A 15,794-nucleotide genomic window follows, 5' to 3' on the forward strand; every position below is an offset into this window, starting at 1 on the left:
CGGCGCCCACTCGACATCATGTGAAATAGCGTAACCACACGTAGATCCAGGCCAGGAAGGTGCTCAGGAACGTCACGATGATGCCCGGTTTGGTGAACTGCCAGAACGAGATCGGATGACCCGAGCGCTGCGCGATGCCGAGCGCGACGACGTTGGCGCTGGCCGCGACGGCGGTGCCGTTGCCGCCGAAGTCCGCCCCGAAGGCGAAGGCCCACCACAGCCCCTGCCCGTGCGTGGCGTCGGGCGTCTGCGCGACCAGCTCCTCCACCGCGGGGGCCATGGTCGCGGTGTAGGGGATGTTGTCGACGAACGCGCCGAAGACGGCGGAACCGAAGATGATCGTGGTCATCGCCACGAAGTGGTTGTCGCCGAAGGTGTCGACCGCGAACGCGCCGAGCGCGTCGATCACGCCGGTGTGCACGAGCCCGGCGACCATGACGAACAGTCCGGCGAAGAACACCAGGGTCGGCCACTCCACCTCGGCGAGCACCTCGCCCACGTCCAGCCTCGAGACCAGCAGCATGACCCCCGCCCCGACCAGCGCCACGATCGAGGGCGCGACATGCAGCACCGAATGCAGGCCGAACCCGATCACCACGCCGAGCAGCACGATCGAGCAGCGGATCAGCAGCTTCGGATCGGTGATCGCCCGTCGCTCCTGCAGCGCCAGCACGGTGCCCGGGTTCGGCCGGGCGTCGCGGATCGCCTTGCGGAACAGCAGCCTGGTGAAGATCACGAACAGCACGAAGATGACCACGACGGCCGGGGCCATGTGGATCAGGAAGTCGTTGAAGCTCAACCCCGCCCGGCTGCCGATGATGATGTTGGGCGGATCGCCGATCAGCGTGGCCGCACCGCCGATGTTGGCCGCGAGCACCTCCGCGATCAGGAACGGCTGGGCCGCGATCTCGAGCCGGTCGCACACCACGATGGTGACCGGCGCGACCAGCATGATGATGGTGACGTTGTCCAGCAGCGGAGACGCGATCGCGGTGATCAGCATCAGCATCACCATCAGGCGGAACGGGTTGCCGCGCGAGCGTTTCGCGGCCCAGATCGCCAGGAAGTCGAACACGCCGGTCTGCCGGATGATCCCGACGATGATCATCATGCCGAGCAGCAGGAAGATGACGTTCCAGTCGATCCCCGCGTGCTCGGAGTAGAACACCTGCTCGCCCGCGGTCAGGCCGAGAACGGTCATCAGGCCGGCCGCGACGAGCACGACCTTGACCTTGTCGGCGCGTTCGGTGGCGATGAAGAAGAACGCGACGACGAAGATCGCTACCGCCATCACCCCGTCCATCGGCCACCGCCCGAGGGGTATGGGCGCGGACTATTCATCGTCGGGCCCCGCGACCGCGAGGCTCGCCAGCAGGCGTTCCAGCGTGACCGCGCCCACCAGGGCCCGGTTCTTGTCGACCACGGCCACCAGGGGGGTATGCCGGGCGGCCATCAGCGCCGCGATCTCCAGCAGGGTGGCGTCGGGGCGCACGGTGGCGGGTCTGGCGCTCTGCGGGGGCAGGCAGTCCCCGACGGTCCGGCTGCCGGGCACCTGCCAGAACAGGTCGGCGTGCACCTCGTCGATGGTGCGCACCAGCGCCTGGTCGGACTGATACGAGCTGGGGATCGCCAGGCGCAGCACCTGGGTGCCGGGCAGCACGGCCAGCGGTCGCCCCGCGTCGTCCACGACGATGATCCCGGGCAGCCGCTTCACCACCATCAAACGGACGGCCTTGGCCACCGGGTCGCCCACCCGGATCGTGGGCAGGGAGATGGCGATCTCGTGTGCTTGCATGGTGTCGCTCCATTGCGGGCGTGCGGCGCTGGTGGTCATGTCGCGGCCTGTCCGTGGGTGAGGTGGGCGAGCCCGAAGCCCGGTGCCTAAGAGTTTTCGGCGGCGTGACCGGTTGCGCCATCGGGGCGCGACCCCATCTCAGCGCCCGATCTGCGGCCCCTCGACGTGCGGAAATGGGGTCTGGACCTGATGGACAGCCACACGCGCGGGCCACGAGAATGGGCGCATGGACCGTCACACCGGTGGGCTGCTCCGCCACACGCGCACACCCGTCGGTGCGCTGTTCCGGCGGATCATCCTGATCAACGGCCTGGTCTTCGCCTGCGGGACGCTGGTGCTGGCGCTGTCCCCGGCGACGGTGTCGGCCCGGGTCCGCCTCACCGAGCTCCCGGTGCTGCTGATCGGCCTGGCGGTGATGCTGGCCGCGAACGCGATTCTGCTGCGCCGCAGCCTGGCTCCGCTGGATCAGCTGATCGCCTCGATGCACCGCTTCGATCCGCTGCGCCGCAACGACCGCCTCGACGGCATCGACAGCGGCGATCTCGGCCGCGTCATCGACTCGTTCAACGCGATGACCGAGCGGCTGGAGGCCGAACGCACCGCGGCCAGTGCCTCCGCGCTGGCTGCGCAGGAGGGCGAGCGCCGGCGCATCGCCCGGGAGTTGCACGACGAGATCGGGCAGAGCCTGACCGTGGCGTTGCTGTCGATGAAGCGCGTGGTCGACAAGGCGCCCGGCGAACTGGTCGGCGAACTGTGCGGCGCCCAGGAAACCGTGCGGCAATGCCTGGACGAGGTGCGCGGCATCGCCCGCCGCCTGCGCCCGGACGTGCTCGACGATCTGGGCCTGCACAGCGCACTGGCCGCGCTGTGCCACGACTTCTCCACCAATACGGGCCTGACCGTCGCCCGCGAGGTGGATCGCACGCTGGATCGGCTGCCGCCGGAGGTCGAACTGGTCTGCTACCGCGTGGTCCAGGAGAGCCTGACGAACGTGGTGCGGCACGCGGACGCCACCGAGGTGCTGCTCGGCCTGCGCGCGGAGGCGGGCACGCTCGAACTGCGCGTCACCGACAACGGGCGCGGGGGCGTCGCCCGGGAAGGCGCGGGCATCCGCGGGATGCGCGAACGCGCCCTGCTGATCCGCGCGACGCTGACCGTGGACTCACCGCCGGGCGACGGCACCGATGTCGCGCTGCGCGTCCCCTACGACGCCGCGCGGAGCCCGCGATGACCGGCCCCGCGCCCGCCCGGATCCTGCTCGCCGACGATCACGCGCTGGTCCGCAGCGGCATCCGGATGATCCTCGACGCCGAACCCGACCTGGTCGTCGTCGCCGAGGCCGCCAACGGCCAGGAGGCCCTGGACCTGCTCGCCGAAGTGCGCGTCGACCTGGCGATCCTGGACATCGCCATGCCGCGCATGACCGGCATCCAGGCCGCGCGCGAGATCACCCGCACGGCCGCGGGTGTCCGCATTCTCATGCTCTCGATGTATGACAACGAGCAGTACTTCTTCGAGTCCCTCAAGGTCGGGGCCTCGGGGTATGTCCTGAAGTCGGTCGCCGATCGCGACCTGATCGAGGCCTGCCGCGCCACCATGCGCGGTGAGCCGTTCCTGTACCCCGGCGCGGCCACCGCGTTGATCCGCGACTATCTGCAACGCGCCCGGCAAGGGGCCGCGCTGCCCGAGACCATCCTGACCCCGCGCGAGGAGGAGGTGCTCAAGCTGATCGCCGAAGGCAACTCCACCCGTGAGATCGCCGAGACGCTGGTCATCAGCGCCAAGACGGTGGACCGGCATCGCACGAACATCCTGGCCAAACTCGACCTGCGCGACCGGACCGCACTGACCCGCTACGCGATCCGCGCCGGCCTGATCGAGCCCTGATGGACCGCTCAGGGCTTGGTGATGTCGGTGATCTCGAGCGTTTCGGGCGAGGTGGTCGGAGTGCTCTGCGCGCGATTGTCGAACCAGTGCAGCAGCGGTTCGACCACGCGGGCCGCGATCGGTCCCATGACGGCCATCAGCAGCACATAGGTGGTCGCCATGGCGGCGAACTCCTCGGGCACCGCCGCGGCGCTGACGGCCAGACCGGCGATGACGATGGAGAACTCGCCGCGCGCGATCAGCGCGGTACCCGCGCGCGCCCGCCCGTACTTCGACGCGCCCGCGCGTTTGGCCGCCCACCAGCCGGTCGCCAGTTTCGTCGCGGCGGTCACCACGGCCAGCACGATCGCCCAGCCCAGGACGGGCGGGATGCTGCGTGGATCGGTGCTGAGCCCGAACAGCACGAAGAACATGGCCGCGAACAGGTCCCGCAGCGGTTCGAGAATCTTGGTGGCGCTGTGCGCCGTCGACCCGGAGATGGCGATGCCGAGCAGGAACGCCCCGACCGCGGCCGAGACCTGCAGCGAGGACGCGATGCCGGCCACCAGCAGCGCGGAGCCCAGCAGCTTGAGCAGGAAGATCTCCCGATCCTCGCTGTCGACGATCATCGACACGTACCGGCCGTAGCGCAGCGCGACGACCAGCACGACCGTGACGGCGGCCAGGGCGATGCCCAGCGTCTTCAGGCCCGCGGCGAAGCCGACACCGGCCAATACCGCGGTCAGCACCGGCAGGTAGGCGGCCATCACCAGGTCTTCGAACACCAGGATGGACAGGACGGTCGGGGTTTCCCGGTTGCCCAGCCGGCCGAGATCGCCGAGCACCTTGGCGATGATGCCCGAGGACGAGATGTAGGTGACGCCCGCCATCGCGACCGCGCCGGTGACGCCCCACCCCAGCATCAGCGCTACCACGACGCCGGGCGTCGCGTTCAGCACCAGATCGAGCACACCGGCCGCCCACGAACTCCGCATGCCGGTGACGAGTTCTTTTGCGGTGTATTCCAATCCGAGCAGCAGCAACAGCAGGACGACGCCGATTTCACTGGCCAGGTGAATGAACTCGTCGACCTGATTCAGCTCGACCAGGCCGCCGGAGCCGAATACCAGCCCGCCGATCAGATACAGGGGAATCGGCGACATCCCCACGCGGGCGGCGAGGCGCCCCAGCAATCCCAATCCGAAAAAGACCGCGCCCAGCTGTATCAGCGCGAGCGCGGTTTCGTGTGCCACCATTTTCTCTCAGCCATCCGTCACAATTCTGGCGGTAGCCGCAAGGCTCTCCGCGGTATCAACAACAACCAAGTCATCACCTGTGGTGAAGCGGAGGGTGCTCGCCGCGAAACGTTGTCGTGCTAACGCCGCAGCGATCGAGGAAAGAGATACGGCATTGTGGTGTATGCGTGCTGTGTGAATGCCATGGGCGGCTCCTTTCGGGTCGATTCGTCCTGAGACGGACTCGCGGAGTCACGTGCCGGTCGGCCGTTCCCCCAGGTCACCTTGGTTGGTAATGATTCCGTAAAGAAGTCGATTTTGCAAACTGGACGGTGTGGTGGCCGGGCTGATCTTCGAGTGAAATCCCTTGTCGCACACCGAGTTACGGTCGACTGTGTGTCGGATGAGCCGATTTGCGGGCCGGTCGGTACGCTCGCGCCCATGGATACCGCCACGACCGTCGACCGGTTGGCAGACATCGTGTTTCCGCTGCCGGCCTGCGGCGACGAGAGCCGCGCTTTCCACGAGGACTGGCCGGTGCGGCTGGGCGATACCGATGGCGCGCAACGGCTGCGTCTGGACGCGGTGGCGCGCTACCTGCAGGACATCGGCTACGACCATCTCGAGGCGGTCGAGGAGGGCGATCTGCATCCGGGATGGATCGTGCGCCGGACCGTGATCGACGTGCTGCGGCCGATCGAGTTCGGCGATCGGGTGCATCTGCGGCGCTGGCCCGCCGCCCTGTCCAACCGCTGGTGCAACATGCGCATCAAGGTGAACAGCGAGAACGGCGGCCTGATCGAGACCGAGATGTTCCTGATCCACGTCGACATCGAAGGCGGGCGCCCGGCCCGGATGAGCGATGCCTTCATGGCCCCGATGCTCGCGGCCACCACCGACCACCGGCTGCGCTGGCGGGCCGCGCTGGCCGCGCAGCCGGCCGCCGACGCCGAGCTGTGGCCGTTCCCGCTGCGGGTCACCGATGTCGACCACTACGGCCACGTCAACAACGCCGTGCACTGGGAAGCCGTGGAGGAGGCGCTGGAACGCCACCCCGACCTGCGCGCCCGGCCGTACCGGGTGATCCTCGAGCACGTCGGCCCGGTGCTGGCCGGCGACGATGTGCGAATCCGGGTCTGGCGCACCGGCACCGCCCTGCACGTGCAACTCGAAGTCGACGGCACCGCCCGCACCCTGGCCCGCGTCACCGCGCTCTAGCCCAGGGCGTACCACCAGGATTCGACCGGATCGTCGTCGTAGAACTCCGGCGGCGGCCGGTAACCGTCCGGGAGGTCGTGCGCGGCCGCGCCGGTGCGGTGGGCGAGGTCACGAATCGCGGTGACAGCGGGGACTTCCCGCGGCTCGCCGACCCAGCTGCCGGTCAGCGCCTGGTATCCGAGGGCATGCCACAGCGCGATCAGTTCGACGTTCCCGGCCCGTTCCGCGGCCAGCGCGGTCGCGTGGACCACCTCCGGCAGCGGGATCCGATCCGGCGGTGTCTCCTCGGGAAACATGGTGCGCCACGCGGTGGTTCCGGCATCGCAGAAGAAGTACGGCGGATCCAAATAGCCCTGGTCCAACCACGCGTGCTCGGATTCGGCGAGCGCCGTGAATTCCGTCACGTTGTCGAAGAACGCTCTGCGGCTGCGATATTCGGGATGCTCGGCCACCGCGAACCGAGCCGTGTAACCACGCTCGAGCAAGATATCCATGATCCGGAAATGCGTGAACGAGCAGTCGTATCCGGCCTGGAAGCCGAAGAGCGCCGCGATCGATTCCCGCACCCGGCGATCGCCGGCCGGCGCCGAATCGTGCAGGACCCGGATCGATTCCTCGACCAGATCCTCGATCATATGCACGGACATTGCCGGCTCCTGTCACCTGCGTCGATAGCTGTTGCGGCACAAGAATATCCATCGGCCGGGGTTTGGGGCGGGTGCACAGTGGTAGGCCGAAGACGTGTCCACGAACGGTGGATGCCAGTCATGGTGCATCGTCGCGCCGAACCTTTCGTCGATAGCGAAGGATGAATTCCCCATGAGCACCCAAACTCTGCTGGCACAGCTGCGCGCCGTGCGCGATCTGACCAATACCGAGATTCAGATCGCGGAAACCCGGATCGCGCAGGCTCGAACCGAAGCGGTGCAACGCGAGTTGTCCGAGAACGCCGACAACGCCCGGGCCCGGGTCGCGGCGATCGAGGCCGCCATCCGCGATCTCGGCGGCATTCCCGCGGTGATCGGGCCCTTCCTCGGCCGGCTCGCGGCCGCGGTCAAGGCGATGGCCGAACAGGCGCAGCCGTTCGACGAAGCCCTGCTCGGTGACCTCACCCTCGAACACCAGCTGCTCGACCGCGCGCGCTACCTGAAGGCGCTCGCGAGCAGCGCCGGGCACCCCGAGGTCGGGGTCCTGGCCGATCGGTTGATCACCGCGCACGCGGCGACCGTCGAATGGCTGAGCACCGTCCTGGCCGAGGATGCGCTCGGCGGCCCGGCCGCATTGCGCCGCACGCCGTTGCAGGCCGCCACCGGCACCGCGGTCAAGCTGGTCAACGTCCCGGTCGGCTGGTCGACCCGCGGCCTGGATCGGGCGCTGGACACCTTCCGCTCCGCACCGCCCGCGCTCGGCGAGCTGCTCGAACGGGGCTCGCGGGCCGGCGATGTCGCCGTCAAGACGCTCACCGCCTCGCGGGACGCGGCCCTGGAGACCGCCGAGCGGGTCACCCGCCGCGAGGGCGCGAAGGGGACCGCCGACCGTTTGCATTCGGCCCGGAGCGCGACCGGCATTCTCGAAGCCCGGGAGCTGCCGATCAGCGGTTACGACGAGTTGAACGTCAACCAGTCGGTCGCGGCGATCAAGGAGCTGACCGAGTCCTCGGACGTGCGGGCGATCCTCGCCTACGAGGAAGCCAACAAGAACCGCCAGAGCGTCGTCTCGGCCACCCAGGCGCGGCTGGCGACCATCGCCCGGGATGTCATCGGTCGTAACTGACCCCCGGTTCTCCGGACCGCGCCGGTGGCTACGGCCACCGGCGCGCCGACTTCTGGCGAACACGCCTGTTGATCACCGGGAATGGCGGGCCGGCGAGGGATACTCCCAGCATGCACCGGCTACTGCGCTGCCTGGTTGTCCTGTTCGCCGCGTCCGCTGTGCTCTTCCCGCTACCGGCGGCGGCCGATCCCGGCTCCGCGATCGTCGAGGTCCGCCCGCTGGGCGGCCGGCAGTTCGAGGTCGTCGTCTTCTCGGCAGCCATGAACAGGACGATCCCGGTGTGGGTTTCGCATCCGGGTGTGCCCGCGCCCGCCCTGTATCTGCTCAACGCCGTCGACGGCGGCGAGACGGGCGGCCCCTGGACCAATCGCACCGATGCCGCGCAGTTCTTCGCCGACAAGCCCGTCAATGTCGTGCAGCCGATCGGCGGGCGCGGCTCCTATTACACCGATTGGGTGGCCGACGATCCGGCGCTCGGCCGGGCCCGCTGGTCCACCTTCCTGATCGACGAGTTGCCCCCGCTGCTCGAGCAGCACTTCGGCATGAACGGCCGCAATGCCGTTGCGGGCGCCTCGATGTCGGCGACCTCGGCACTGAATCTCGCCATCGAGGCCCCCGGCCGGTATCAGGCCGTCGGCGCCTACAGCGGGTGCCCCCGCACCAACGATCCGCTGGCCCGCGCGTACGTGTATTCCCAGCTGAGCCTGTACGGGGCGAACGCCGCGAACATGTGGGGCGGCATGGAGAATCCGGCCTGGGCCGCCAACGATTCGGTCCTCAACGCCGACCGGCTGCGTGGCGTGGCGCTCTACATCTCGTCCGGCAACGGGGGAGCGGGCGCGCACGACACCCTCGCCGACCCGTCCATCGGCGGCGACGCCGCCCGCCTGGCGGATCGCATGCTGGTGGGCGGCGGCATGGAAGCGGTGGTGCGCGGGTGCGTCTCGACCCTGACCGATCGCCTTGCCGGCCTCGGCATCCCGGCCACGGTCGTGCTGCGCGACGGCACCCATGCCTGGCCGTACTGGCAGGACGATCTGCACGACTCGTGGCCGCTGTTCGCCGCGGCCCTCGGGGTCTAGCGCGCGGGCTCGGGCAGGGCGCGGGTGAGCGCGCCCAGCCCGAGCGCTACGGCGGACAAGGCCGCGAACATCGTGACACTGCCGGCCAGGGTGTGCGCGCGGAAGAACACCGCGCACAGCAGCGCCAAGCCCAGCGCGTTCCCGATCTGCTCGACGGTCGGCAGCAAGCCCGAGGCCGCGTCCATCTGCCGCTGTCCCAGGCCGGAGAGCATGATCGGTTGCAGCGGAATGCAGAACACTCCGACGCTCAGTCCCGCGAGGAAGACCGGCCCCAGCACCAAGGGGACGGATACGGTGCCGTCGGTCGCGTGCAGATAGGCGGCACCGACGGCCACCCACAGCCCGAACGCGGTGATGGCGGCGGTCAGCACGCGAACGCCCCAGCGCCGCACCAGCATCGGTGCGAGCAACGCGCCCGCGCACGCGCCGGCCGCGAACGGCGTCATCAGTAATCCGGTGCGCCACGGCGTGAAGCCGAGCACCTCTTGCACGGTCACCGACACCGCGAAGACGAACGCGGTGAACAGCCCGAAGAACACGGTCAGCAGAACGGACCCGACGGCTACCCGGCGGTCGGCGAACAGATCGAAGCGCACCAGCGGATCCCGGCCCCGGCGCTGCTGGGCCAGGAACACCGCGCCGCCGCCGAGCGCGACCGCGATCACCGCCAATGCCGCTGGGCGCCAGCCATTCTGCTGAATATCGGTGAGCGCGAAGAGCAGCGCGAACAGGCTGAGCGTGGACAGCGCCGCACCCGGCAGATCGAGTCGTTCGCGCCGCGCCGGCCGCCCCAGCCGCAGGTAGCGCAGTGCCAGTGCGCCCGCGAGCACCCCGAGCGGCAGGTTGATCAGGAAGATCGCCTGCCAGCCGAGGCCGAAGACATCGGCCGTGACCAGCGCGCCGCCGAGGATCGGCCCGAGCGCGCCCGCGAATCCCGCCAGCGCGCCGTAGAGGGCGAAGACCCGCGGATGATCGCGGCGCGGGAAACTGGCCGTCGCGATCGCGATGGTCTGCGCCGCCATCCCCGCCGCGGCACTGCCCTGCACCACCCGGGCCAGCACGAGTTCGGTGGCGCTGCCGGATATCCCGCACCACACCGACGCCGCCGTGAACACCAGTACCGAGGCGAGGAACATGGTCCGCCGCCCGACCAGTTCGCCCACGCGCGCGGCGGTGAGCAGCGTGCAGGCGAAGGCCAGCGCGTAACCGGACACCATCAGCAGTTGCGCGCGCGGGGACGCCGCCAGATCCGCGGTGATGCTGGGCAGCGCGGTGATCACGATGGTGCCGTCGATCATCTGCATGAACACCGCGATCAGGCAGCCGGTGAACGCCAGCCACGCCGCCCGCCCGCCGGTCAGTTCCTCGAGGTCGCTCGGCGCGTCGATCCGCTCACCGCCCGTCGGGCAGCGCCATCGACCCGGAAACCCGCTCGAGGTGCCGGTCGAGCAGCGGACCGATCAGGGCCACCACCTCGGAATTGGTCAGCTGGGCGTGGGTGGCGGGCACCGGGTGCTCGATCAGCTCCCCGGTGACGTACGGCCGCCACATCCGCGCGTCGAAGAACTCGGTGATGCCCCGGGTGGCCGAAAAGTACAGCAGGTCACCGTCGTAGACGTCGGGCCGGTAGCTGTGGGCGAGCATGACACCCGCGACGTAGCCGCGATGCAGCCGCTCCAGCTGACCGGCCGACAGGCCCGTGCCGAAGGACGCGCCCGCCACCGCCAGCTCCGCCGCGGCCTCGGCGGCGGTGAGATCGGGGGCCGCGTCGGCGTCCTCGGGTTCGTCGCCGAGCAGGTGGGTCAGCAGATCCCGCATGCGCGGGGCGGCCGGCGGATCCGCGGCGGCGGGAATGACGACGCTGTCCAGCATGGTCAGGACCGCGACCACCGCGCCGCGGGCGCGCAGGCGCACCGCGATGGCGTGTGCGAGCTGACCGCCCAGCGACCAGCCGAGCAGGTGGTACGGGCCCTGCGGCTGGACCTCGAGCATCGTCGCGATGTAGGTGTCCACCAGCTCGCCGACGGTGGCGGGCGCGTCCGCGCCGGCGACGAGTTCCGGTGCTTGCAGCCCGTAGATCGGGCGGTCGGTGACGTAGCGGGCCAGCCCGGCGTAGCACCAGGCCAGCGGCACGGCGGAGTGCACGCAGAACAGTGGGGGCCGGGAACCGCTGCGGCGCAGGACGAGTAGCGCGCCGAGCGCGTCGTCCGCGTCGTCGGCGGTGTCGTAGTTCGCGATCGCCTCGGCGAGCAACCGTACGGTGGGGCTGGTGTAGAGCCAGCGCACCGTCACCGGCAGTCCCGTCGCCGCTTCCAGCTCGCCCGAAACGCTCACGCCCAGCAGGGAATTGCCGCCGAGCTCGAAGAAGTCGTCGTCCAGGCCGACCGCGGACCGGTCGAGCGCGGCGGCGACGCGGGCGGCGACCAGCCGCTCCAGATCGGTCTGCGGGGCCTGATAGGGACGGGGTGCCGGAACCGGCGGAATCAAACCGGCGCGGTCCACCTTCCCGTTGCCCGCCACGGGCAATTCGTCCAGCTGGACCAGCACCGAAGGCACCAGGGCCGCGGGCAATTCCGAGCGCAACCGGCGCAGCGTCGCCGCGGTGTCGATCCGCGCGCCCGCGGCCGCGACGACGTAGCCCACCAGCCGTGCTTCGGGCCGGCCGGGATCGGCGACCGTCACCGTGGCGTAGGCGATCTCGGGTTCGGCGAGCAGCGCGACCTCGATCTCGGCCGGTTCGACACGGCGGCCGTGTATTTCGACTTGACCGTCGAGCCGGCCGAAGAACTCGAACGCCCCGTCCGGCCCGGCACCGACCCGGTCACCGGTCCGATAGAGCCGCCCGCCGGTGCCGAACGGATCGGCGACGAACCGCGCCGCCGTCGCGGCCGGGTTGCCCAGGTAGTACTCGGCGACGCCGAGACCGCCGAGATACAACTCACCCTTCGCGCCGTCGGGCACGCGCCGCAACCGCGAATCGAGCAGTGCCGCAAGGACTCCCGGTAAGGGGACTCCGATGGTCACGGGGCCGTCGGCGGTCATGGCGGCCGTCTCGGTCACCATCACCGTCACCTCGGTCGGCCCGTAGCCGTTGAACAGCCGCACGTGTGGCGCCCACTCCGCCACCAGCTTCGCGGGGCAGGCCTCGCCGCCGATGGCCACGACATCGACCGCGGGTACCCGCGCCGGCGACAGCGTGGCCAGGACGGCCGGTGCGGTCTGCACGATGGTGCAGCCGCAGTCCCGGATCAGCCGGGCCAGCTGTTCGCCGACGACCACCGACGGCGGCGCCACCACCACCTGCGCGCCCGCGGCGAAGGTGGGCAGCAATTCGAGCAGGTGCGCGTCGAAGATCGAGGTGTGCGAGTGCAGCAGCACCGAATTGCGGTCGATGCCATAGTGTTCGATGAGATAGGCGGTCAGCGATCCCAGGCCGCGGTGCCCGACCACGACACCTTTCGGGATGCCCGTGGTGCCCGAGGTGTAGATCAGGTACGCGGGATGGGCCGGCCGCAGCGGTCGCGTCCGCTCGGTGTCGTCGATCGGCGCCGCCGAGTGCCGCTCCGCGGCCGCCATACTCGCCGGGTCGTCCAGCACCAGCCAGTCGATCCCGCTCCTGGGCAGTCGATCCCGCGCCGAACGCACCGTAATGCCTTGGCGCGCACCGGAAGAGTCCAGCACCGCGGCGATTCGCGGCTGCGGGTCGGCCGGGTCGATCGGGACGACACACGCGCCGGTCTGCGCGACCGCCCACAGGGCCAGCACCGACTCCAGCGACCGCTCGATCGCCACCGCCACGAACTCGCCGGGCCCCGCCCCGCCCGCCAGCAGAACGCGCGCCCAGCGGCTGGACGCCTCGTCCAAGGCCCGATAGGTCAGCGTGCGTGGCCCGGCGCGCACCGCCACGGCGTCGGCCACCAGGCCCGCGCGCAGCAGTTCGGGCAGCGTCCGCACCGGGCCGGCCGGTGGCCGCGCCAGGGGAGCGGCCGGTGCGGGGTCCACCTCGGTGATCGGCAGGTCCGGCTCGGCGGCGAGGAAGCGGGCGAAGTAGTCCAGGAACATCCGGTGCTGCCAGACCACCGTGTCGTGGCGATAGCGCGCCGGATTCGCCTGGAAGTCCAGGCTGACCGAGGTCTCGTCCGGCCCGGCCTGATACCCGTTCACCTGGAGATCCACCACGGGGCCGAGCGCGAGCAACCGGGCCTGCCCGGTTACCGGTCCGAGGCGCAGCGGTTCGACCAGGCCCAGCAGGTTGACCACCGGGCCGAACCCCGCGCGCAGCGCTTCGTGCCCGCGCATGTCCTCGTGCCGGAAGCGTTGGTGGCGTAGCGCGCCGAGCACGGTCGAGCGCACCTGCGCGACAACCCCGCCCACGGTGCTCGCGTCCAGACCGGTCATGCGCAGCGGGACCACATTCGACATCGAGCCGCCCGATCGCCGCAGCGCCGCGGTGGTACGGGCGGGCACGGGCATGGTGAGCGTGGCGTCCGCGCTGCTGGTCATCCGGGCCAGGAAGCAGGCGAAGGCGGCGATCGCCAATTCGGGGAAGGTGGCGCCGTGCCGGGCCTTGGCCGCGGCGAGCAGCCGCGCCGTCGCGGTGTCCAGGGTGCCGGTGACGTGATGCGGCCGGACCGTCGGCGCTGCCGGGCGCCCCGCCAGGCCGATCGAGTCGCCGAGCCCGGCCAGCCGATCCCGCCAGTAGTCTCGGTCGGCGCGCGCCCGCGCCGACTCCCGATAGGCCCGTTCGTCTTCCAGGATCTCCGGCACCGACAGCGCCCCGCACTCCGGCGCGGCCTCGAGACCTGTGCGGTAGAGGTCCGCGGTCCGCCGCAGCACCGCGGCCGCGCCCACACCGTCCAGCACGATGTGGTGGCTGCGCAGGTAGAGCAGGTGCCGCCGCGGCGCCACGGCGAAGACCAGGACCACGGTCAGTTCGTCGGCCGCGGGATCCAGCGGCGTGCTGTAATCGCATTCCATCCGGTCCAGCGCCGCGGCGACCGGATCCGGCTCCGAGGTCAGATCCGCCTTGTCGAATCGCAATTGGGCGGCGGGGTCGAGGTACTGGCACGGCGCGCCGTCCTCGACGCGGAACCGCAACTGCGCCGCTCCGAGTTCGCACGCGGCCCGTTCGGCACACCGCCGCGCTCGGTCGAGGTCCAGCGGCCCGGCCAGATCCAGGTACATCGCCACCGTGACCGGCACCCCGGGATGCAGTTTCTGGGCGAGCCACCAGGCCCACTGTGCCTGCGACAGCGGGTAACTCGGGCCTACCGTCAACACGCCTCCTGACACCGGCTGAAGCCATGGCGAAACGCTGTGGGCAAACTTACGGCAAAGCCCGCTCACCTGCCGTTATCCCGGAGCGAACGGCGCGTGCGAGTTCGCCGACTCGCTGCGCCACTGGGCGGACCTTGTCGACGTGCCCCTGAAATTGCCCCTCGCTGATAGGTTTCTGGAGGTTTGCCAATGGGCATCCTGGCCGGGTGGGGACCACCCACTTCTCGACCGGACCCGTGCTGGTGTTTTGTCAGGAGGCGAAATGGACGACGCGGTCAGCGAGGTATCACCCCCACTGATGGTGTCGGGTACGCAGCGTTTGGTCACCGACATTCTGGCTCGATACGGCAGCATCGATGCCTTCTGTGCGCGGCTGCGCGAGCTGCTGGAGGAAACGACCGACGAGTTCCCGGTCGTGTCCGCCGGCGAGCCGGGGCCGCCGGATGGTGGTGGGCGGCACCGGCTTCGAGGGGCCTGAGCCTGCTTTTGCCGCTGATTTGCCGCTGATGTCAGCTGGGCGGGTCGACCACCAGCACGAGCTTGCCGCGCAGGCCGCCGTCCGCGCCGGCCCGGTGCGCCTCGGCGACTTCGGCGAGCGGGAACGTCCGCGCGACCGGAAGCGTGAAGCGACCGGACTCGATCAGTGCGCCGATGTCGGCGATCGCGTGGACAGCGCGCCCGGCGTCGCCGCTGCTGAACTTCACCCCGTATTCCTGCGCGCCGGCGAAATCGGCGAGCGTCACTACGTGTTCCGCGCCGCCGGCCAGGTCGACGAGTTCGGGCAGAACGCCGCTGCCGGCGACATCGAGCGCGGTGTCGACACCGCCGGGGGCGATCGCGCGGACCCGTTCGACGAGACCCGGTCCGTAGGCGAGCGGTTCGGCGCCGAGCGTACGAAGGTACTCGTGGTTGGCCGGACTCGCCGTGCCGAGCACCCGGGCCCCGCGCGCCACGGCGAGCTGCACCGCGGCGCTGCCGACACTTCCGGAGGCGCCGCTGATGAGCACCGTGCTGCCACTGGCGACACCGAGCTGATCGAGCGCACGCGTGGCCGTTTCGAGCGCGGCCGGGAGTGCTGCCGCGCCGGGGAAGTCGAGCGAGGGCGGGATCGGCGCGTAATAGGACAGCACCGCGAGTTCGGCTTGCGCCGTGGCCTCGGTGCAGAAGCCGAACACCCGATCACCCGGAGCCACATCCGTGACGCCCGCACCGAGTTCGTCGACGACACCCGCGGCCTCGTACCCGAGGGTCTGCGGCAGTTCCGCGTCCATCAGCCCCTGGCGCTTCTTCCAGTCGCTGGGATTGATCCCGGCCGCGCGCACCGCGATCCGGACCTGCCCGGGACCGGGATGCGGATCGGGCAGGTCGACGATCTCGAGCACTTCCGGTCCGCCGAACCGGCGGAAACGAACCGCCTTCACCGCTCGCTCCGATCCTGGGCCGGCAGGCTGCGCGCGCACTCGGCCACGGTTTCGCGCAGCAGCTCGGCAACGCGCCATCCGCCGGCGAAACCGGTTCCCCTGGTGGCGAGTACGAGCTCGGGCATGA

Annotated in this window: 14 protein-coding genes; 6 read left to right on the top strand and 8 right to left on the bottom strand. The window is 70.2% G+C overall.

Annotated elements, in window-relative coordinates; genetic code table 11:
- Window positions 1-16: 16 nt before the first annotated feature.
- Window positions 17-1,303, bottom strand: coding sequence for an ArsB/NhaD family transporter (locus tag AB0H76_RS11515; RefSeq protein WP_357321153.1), 1,287 nt, complete (start codon window positions 1,301-1,303; stop codon window positions 17-19).
- A gap of 30 nt (window positions 1,304-1,333) precedes the next feature.
- Window positions 1,334-1,834 carry a CBS domain-containing protein gene (locus AB0H76_RS11520; RefSeq protein ID WP_357321156.1) on the bottom strand — a complete coding sequence of 167 codons (501 nt, stop codon included), beginning with the start codon at window positions 1,832-1,834 and terminating at the stop codon, window positions 1,334-1,336.
- A gap of 187 nt (window positions 1,835-2,021) precedes the next feature.
- Here AB0H76_RS11520 and AB0H76_RS11525 point away from each other — a divergent pair, with 187 nt between their 5' ends.
- Window positions 2,022-3,026, top strand: coding sequence for a HAMP domain-containing sensor histidine kinase (locus tag AB0H76_RS11525; protein WP_357321159.1), 1,005 nt, complete (start codon window positions 2,022-2,024; stop codon window positions 3,024-3,026).
- Window positions 3,023-3,682, top strand: coding sequence for a response regulator transcription factor (locus AB0H76_RS11530; protein ID WP_357321162.1), 660 nt, complete (start codon window positions 3,023-3,025; stop codon window positions 3,680-3,682). The genes AB0H76_RS11525 and AB0H76_RS11530 overlap by 4 nt, the downstream gene beginning before the upstream one ends.
- A gap of 8 nt (window positions 3,683-3,690) precedes the next feature.
- On the opposite strand, the gene AB0H76_RS11535 is transcribed toward AB0H76_RS11530, so the two are convergent.
- Complete coding sequence (locus tag AB0H76_RS11535; RefSeq protein WP_357321164.1) at window positions 3,691-4,917, bottom strand: cation:proton antiporter; 1,227 nt, start codon at window positions 4,915-4,917, stop codon at window positions 3,691-3,693.
- A gap of 420 nt (window positions 4,918-5,337) precedes the next feature.
- Between AB0H76_RS11535 and AB0H76_RS11540 the strand changes: the two genes are divergently transcribed.
- A complete protein-coding gene (locus AB0H76_RS11540) occupies window positions 5,338-6,114 on the top strand; it encodes an acyl-ACP thioesterase domain-containing protein (protein WP_357321167.1) in 777 nt (258 codons plus the stop codon).
- Here AB0H76_RS11540 and AB0H76_RS11545 read toward each other — a convergent pair.
- Window positions 6,111-6,761: a hypothetical protein gene (locus AB0H76_RS11545; RefSeq protein ID WP_357321170.1), complete on the bottom strand. Its 651-nt coding sequence runs from the start codon at window positions 6,759-6,761 to the stop codon at window positions 6,111-6,113. The two genes, AB0H76_RS11540 and AB0H76_RS11545, sit on opposite strands and share 4 nt — an antisense overlap.
- A gap of 172 nt (window positions 6,762-6,933) precedes the next feature.
- Here AB0H76_RS11545 and AB0H76_RS11550 point away from each other — a divergent pair, with 172 nt between their 5' ends.
- The gene (locus AB0H76_RS11550) at window positions 6,934-7,887 is read left to right on the top strand and encodes a ferritin-like domain-containing protein (RefSeq protein ID WP_357321173.1); all 954 of its coding nucleotides are present in this window, start codon (window positions 6,934-6,936) and stop codon (window positions 7,885-7,887) included.
- A 110-nt stretch (window positions 7,888-7,997) separates the two neighbouring features.
- The gene (locus AB0H76_RS11555) at window positions 7,998-8,969 is read left to right on the top strand and encodes an alpha/beta hydrolase family protein (protein ID WP_357321176.1); all 972 of its coding nucleotides are present in this window, start codon (window positions 7,998-8,000) and stop codon (window positions 8,967-8,969) included.
- Here AB0H76_RS11555 and AB0H76_RS11560 read toward each other — a convergent pair.
- Together AB0H76_RS11560 and AB0H76_RS11565 are read right to left on the bottom strand one after the other, a co-directional pair.
- Window positions 8,966-10,279, bottom strand: a complete 1,314-nt coding sequence (locus AB0H76_RS11560; protein WP_357321178.1) for an MFS transporter — start codon at window positions 10,277-10,279, stop codon at window positions 8,966-8,968. The two genes, AB0H76_RS11555 and AB0H76_RS11560, sit on opposite strands and share 4 nt — an antisense overlap.
- 82 nt (window positions 10,280-10,361) lie before the next feature.
- The gene (locus AB0H76_RS11565; RefSeq protein ID WP_357321181.1) at window positions 10,362-14,246 is read right to left on the bottom strand and encodes an amino acid adenylation domain-containing protein; all 3,885 of its coding nucleotides are present in this window, start codon (window positions 14,244-14,246) and stop codon (window positions 10,362-10,364) included.
- 262 nt (window positions 14,247-14,508) lie between these two features.
- Between AB0H76_RS11565 and AB0H76_RS11570 the strand changes: the two genes are divergently transcribed.
- Entirely contained in the window at window positions 14,509-14,724 is a 216-nt protein-coding gene (locus AB0H76_RS11570) for a hypothetical protein (RefSeq protein WP_357321184.1), read from the top strand.
- Window positions 14,725-14,755: 31 nt separating this feature from the next.
- Here the strand turns inward: AB0H76_RS11570 and AB0H76_RS11575 are convergent, their stop codons facing one another.
- Window positions 14,756-15,667, bottom strand: a complete 912-nt coding sequence (locus AB0H76_RS11575; protein WP_357321187.1) for an NADP-dependent oxidoreductase — start codon at window positions 15,665-15,667, stop codon at window positions 14,756-14,758.
- Window positions 15,664-15,792, bottom strand: coding sequence for a hypothetical protein (locus tag AB0H76_RS11580; RefSeq protein ID WP_357321190.1), 129 nt, complete (start codon window positions 15,790-15,792; stop codon window positions 15,664-15,666). The genes AB0H76_RS11575 and AB0H76_RS11580 overlap by 4 nt, the downstream gene beginning before the upstream one ends.
- Between the last annotated feature and the right edge of the window lie 2 nt (window positions 15,793-15,794).

The sequence above is a fragment of the Nocardia sp. NPDC050712 genome (assembly GCF_040654295.1).
Taxonomy (GTDB): Bacteria; Actinomycetota; Actinomycetes; order Mycobacteriales; family Mycobacteriaceae; genus Nocardia.

Bases quoted from the DNA above. Each gene is read 5' to 3' on its own strand.
- AB0H76_RS11540 (WP_357321167.1), top strand. From the start codon at position 5,338: ATGGATACCGCCACGACCGTCGACCGGTTGGCAGACATCGTGTTTCCG.
- AB0H76_RS11545 (WP_357321170.1), bottom strand. From the start codon at position 6,761: ATGTCCGTGCATATGATCGAGGATCTGGTCGAGGAATCGATCCGGGTC.
- AB0H76_RS11570 (WP_357321184.1), top strand. From the start codon at position 14,509: ATGGACGACGCGGTCAGCGAGGTATCACCCCCACTGATGGTGTCGGGT.
- AB0H76_RS11580 (WP_357321190.1), bottom strand. From the start codon at position 15,792: ATGCCCGAGCTCGTACTCGCCACCAGGGGAACCGGTTTCGCCGGCGGA.
- AB0H76_RS11550 (WP_357321173.1), top strand. From the start codon at position 6,934: ATGAGCACCCAAACTCTGCTGGCACAGCTGCGCGCCGTGCGCGATCTG.
- AB0H76_RS11525 (WP_357321159.1), top strand. From the start codon at position 2,022: ATGGACCGTCACACCGGTGGGCTGCTCCGCCACACGCGCACACCCGTC.
- AB0H76_RS11555 (WP_357321176.1), top strand. From the start codon at position 7,998: ATGCACCGGCTACTGCGCTGCCTGGTTGTCCTGTTCGCCGCGTCCGCT.
- AB0H76_RS11520 (WP_357321156.1), bottom strand. From the start codon at position 1,834: ATGACCACCAGCGCCGCACGCCCGCAATGGAGCGACACCATGCAAGCA.
- AB0H76_RS11530 (WP_357321162.1), top strand. From the start codon at position 3,023: ATGACCGGCCCCGCGCCCGCCCGGATCCTGCTCGCCGACGATCACGCG.
- AB0H76_RS11515 (WP_357321153.1), bottom strand. From the start codon at position 1,303: ATGGACGGGGTGATGGCGGTAGCGATCTTCGTCGTCGCGTTCTTCTTC.
- AB0H76_RS11535 (WP_357321164.1), bottom strand. From the start codon at position 4,917: ATGGTGGCACACGAAACCGCGCTCGCGCTGATACAGCTGGGCGCGGTC.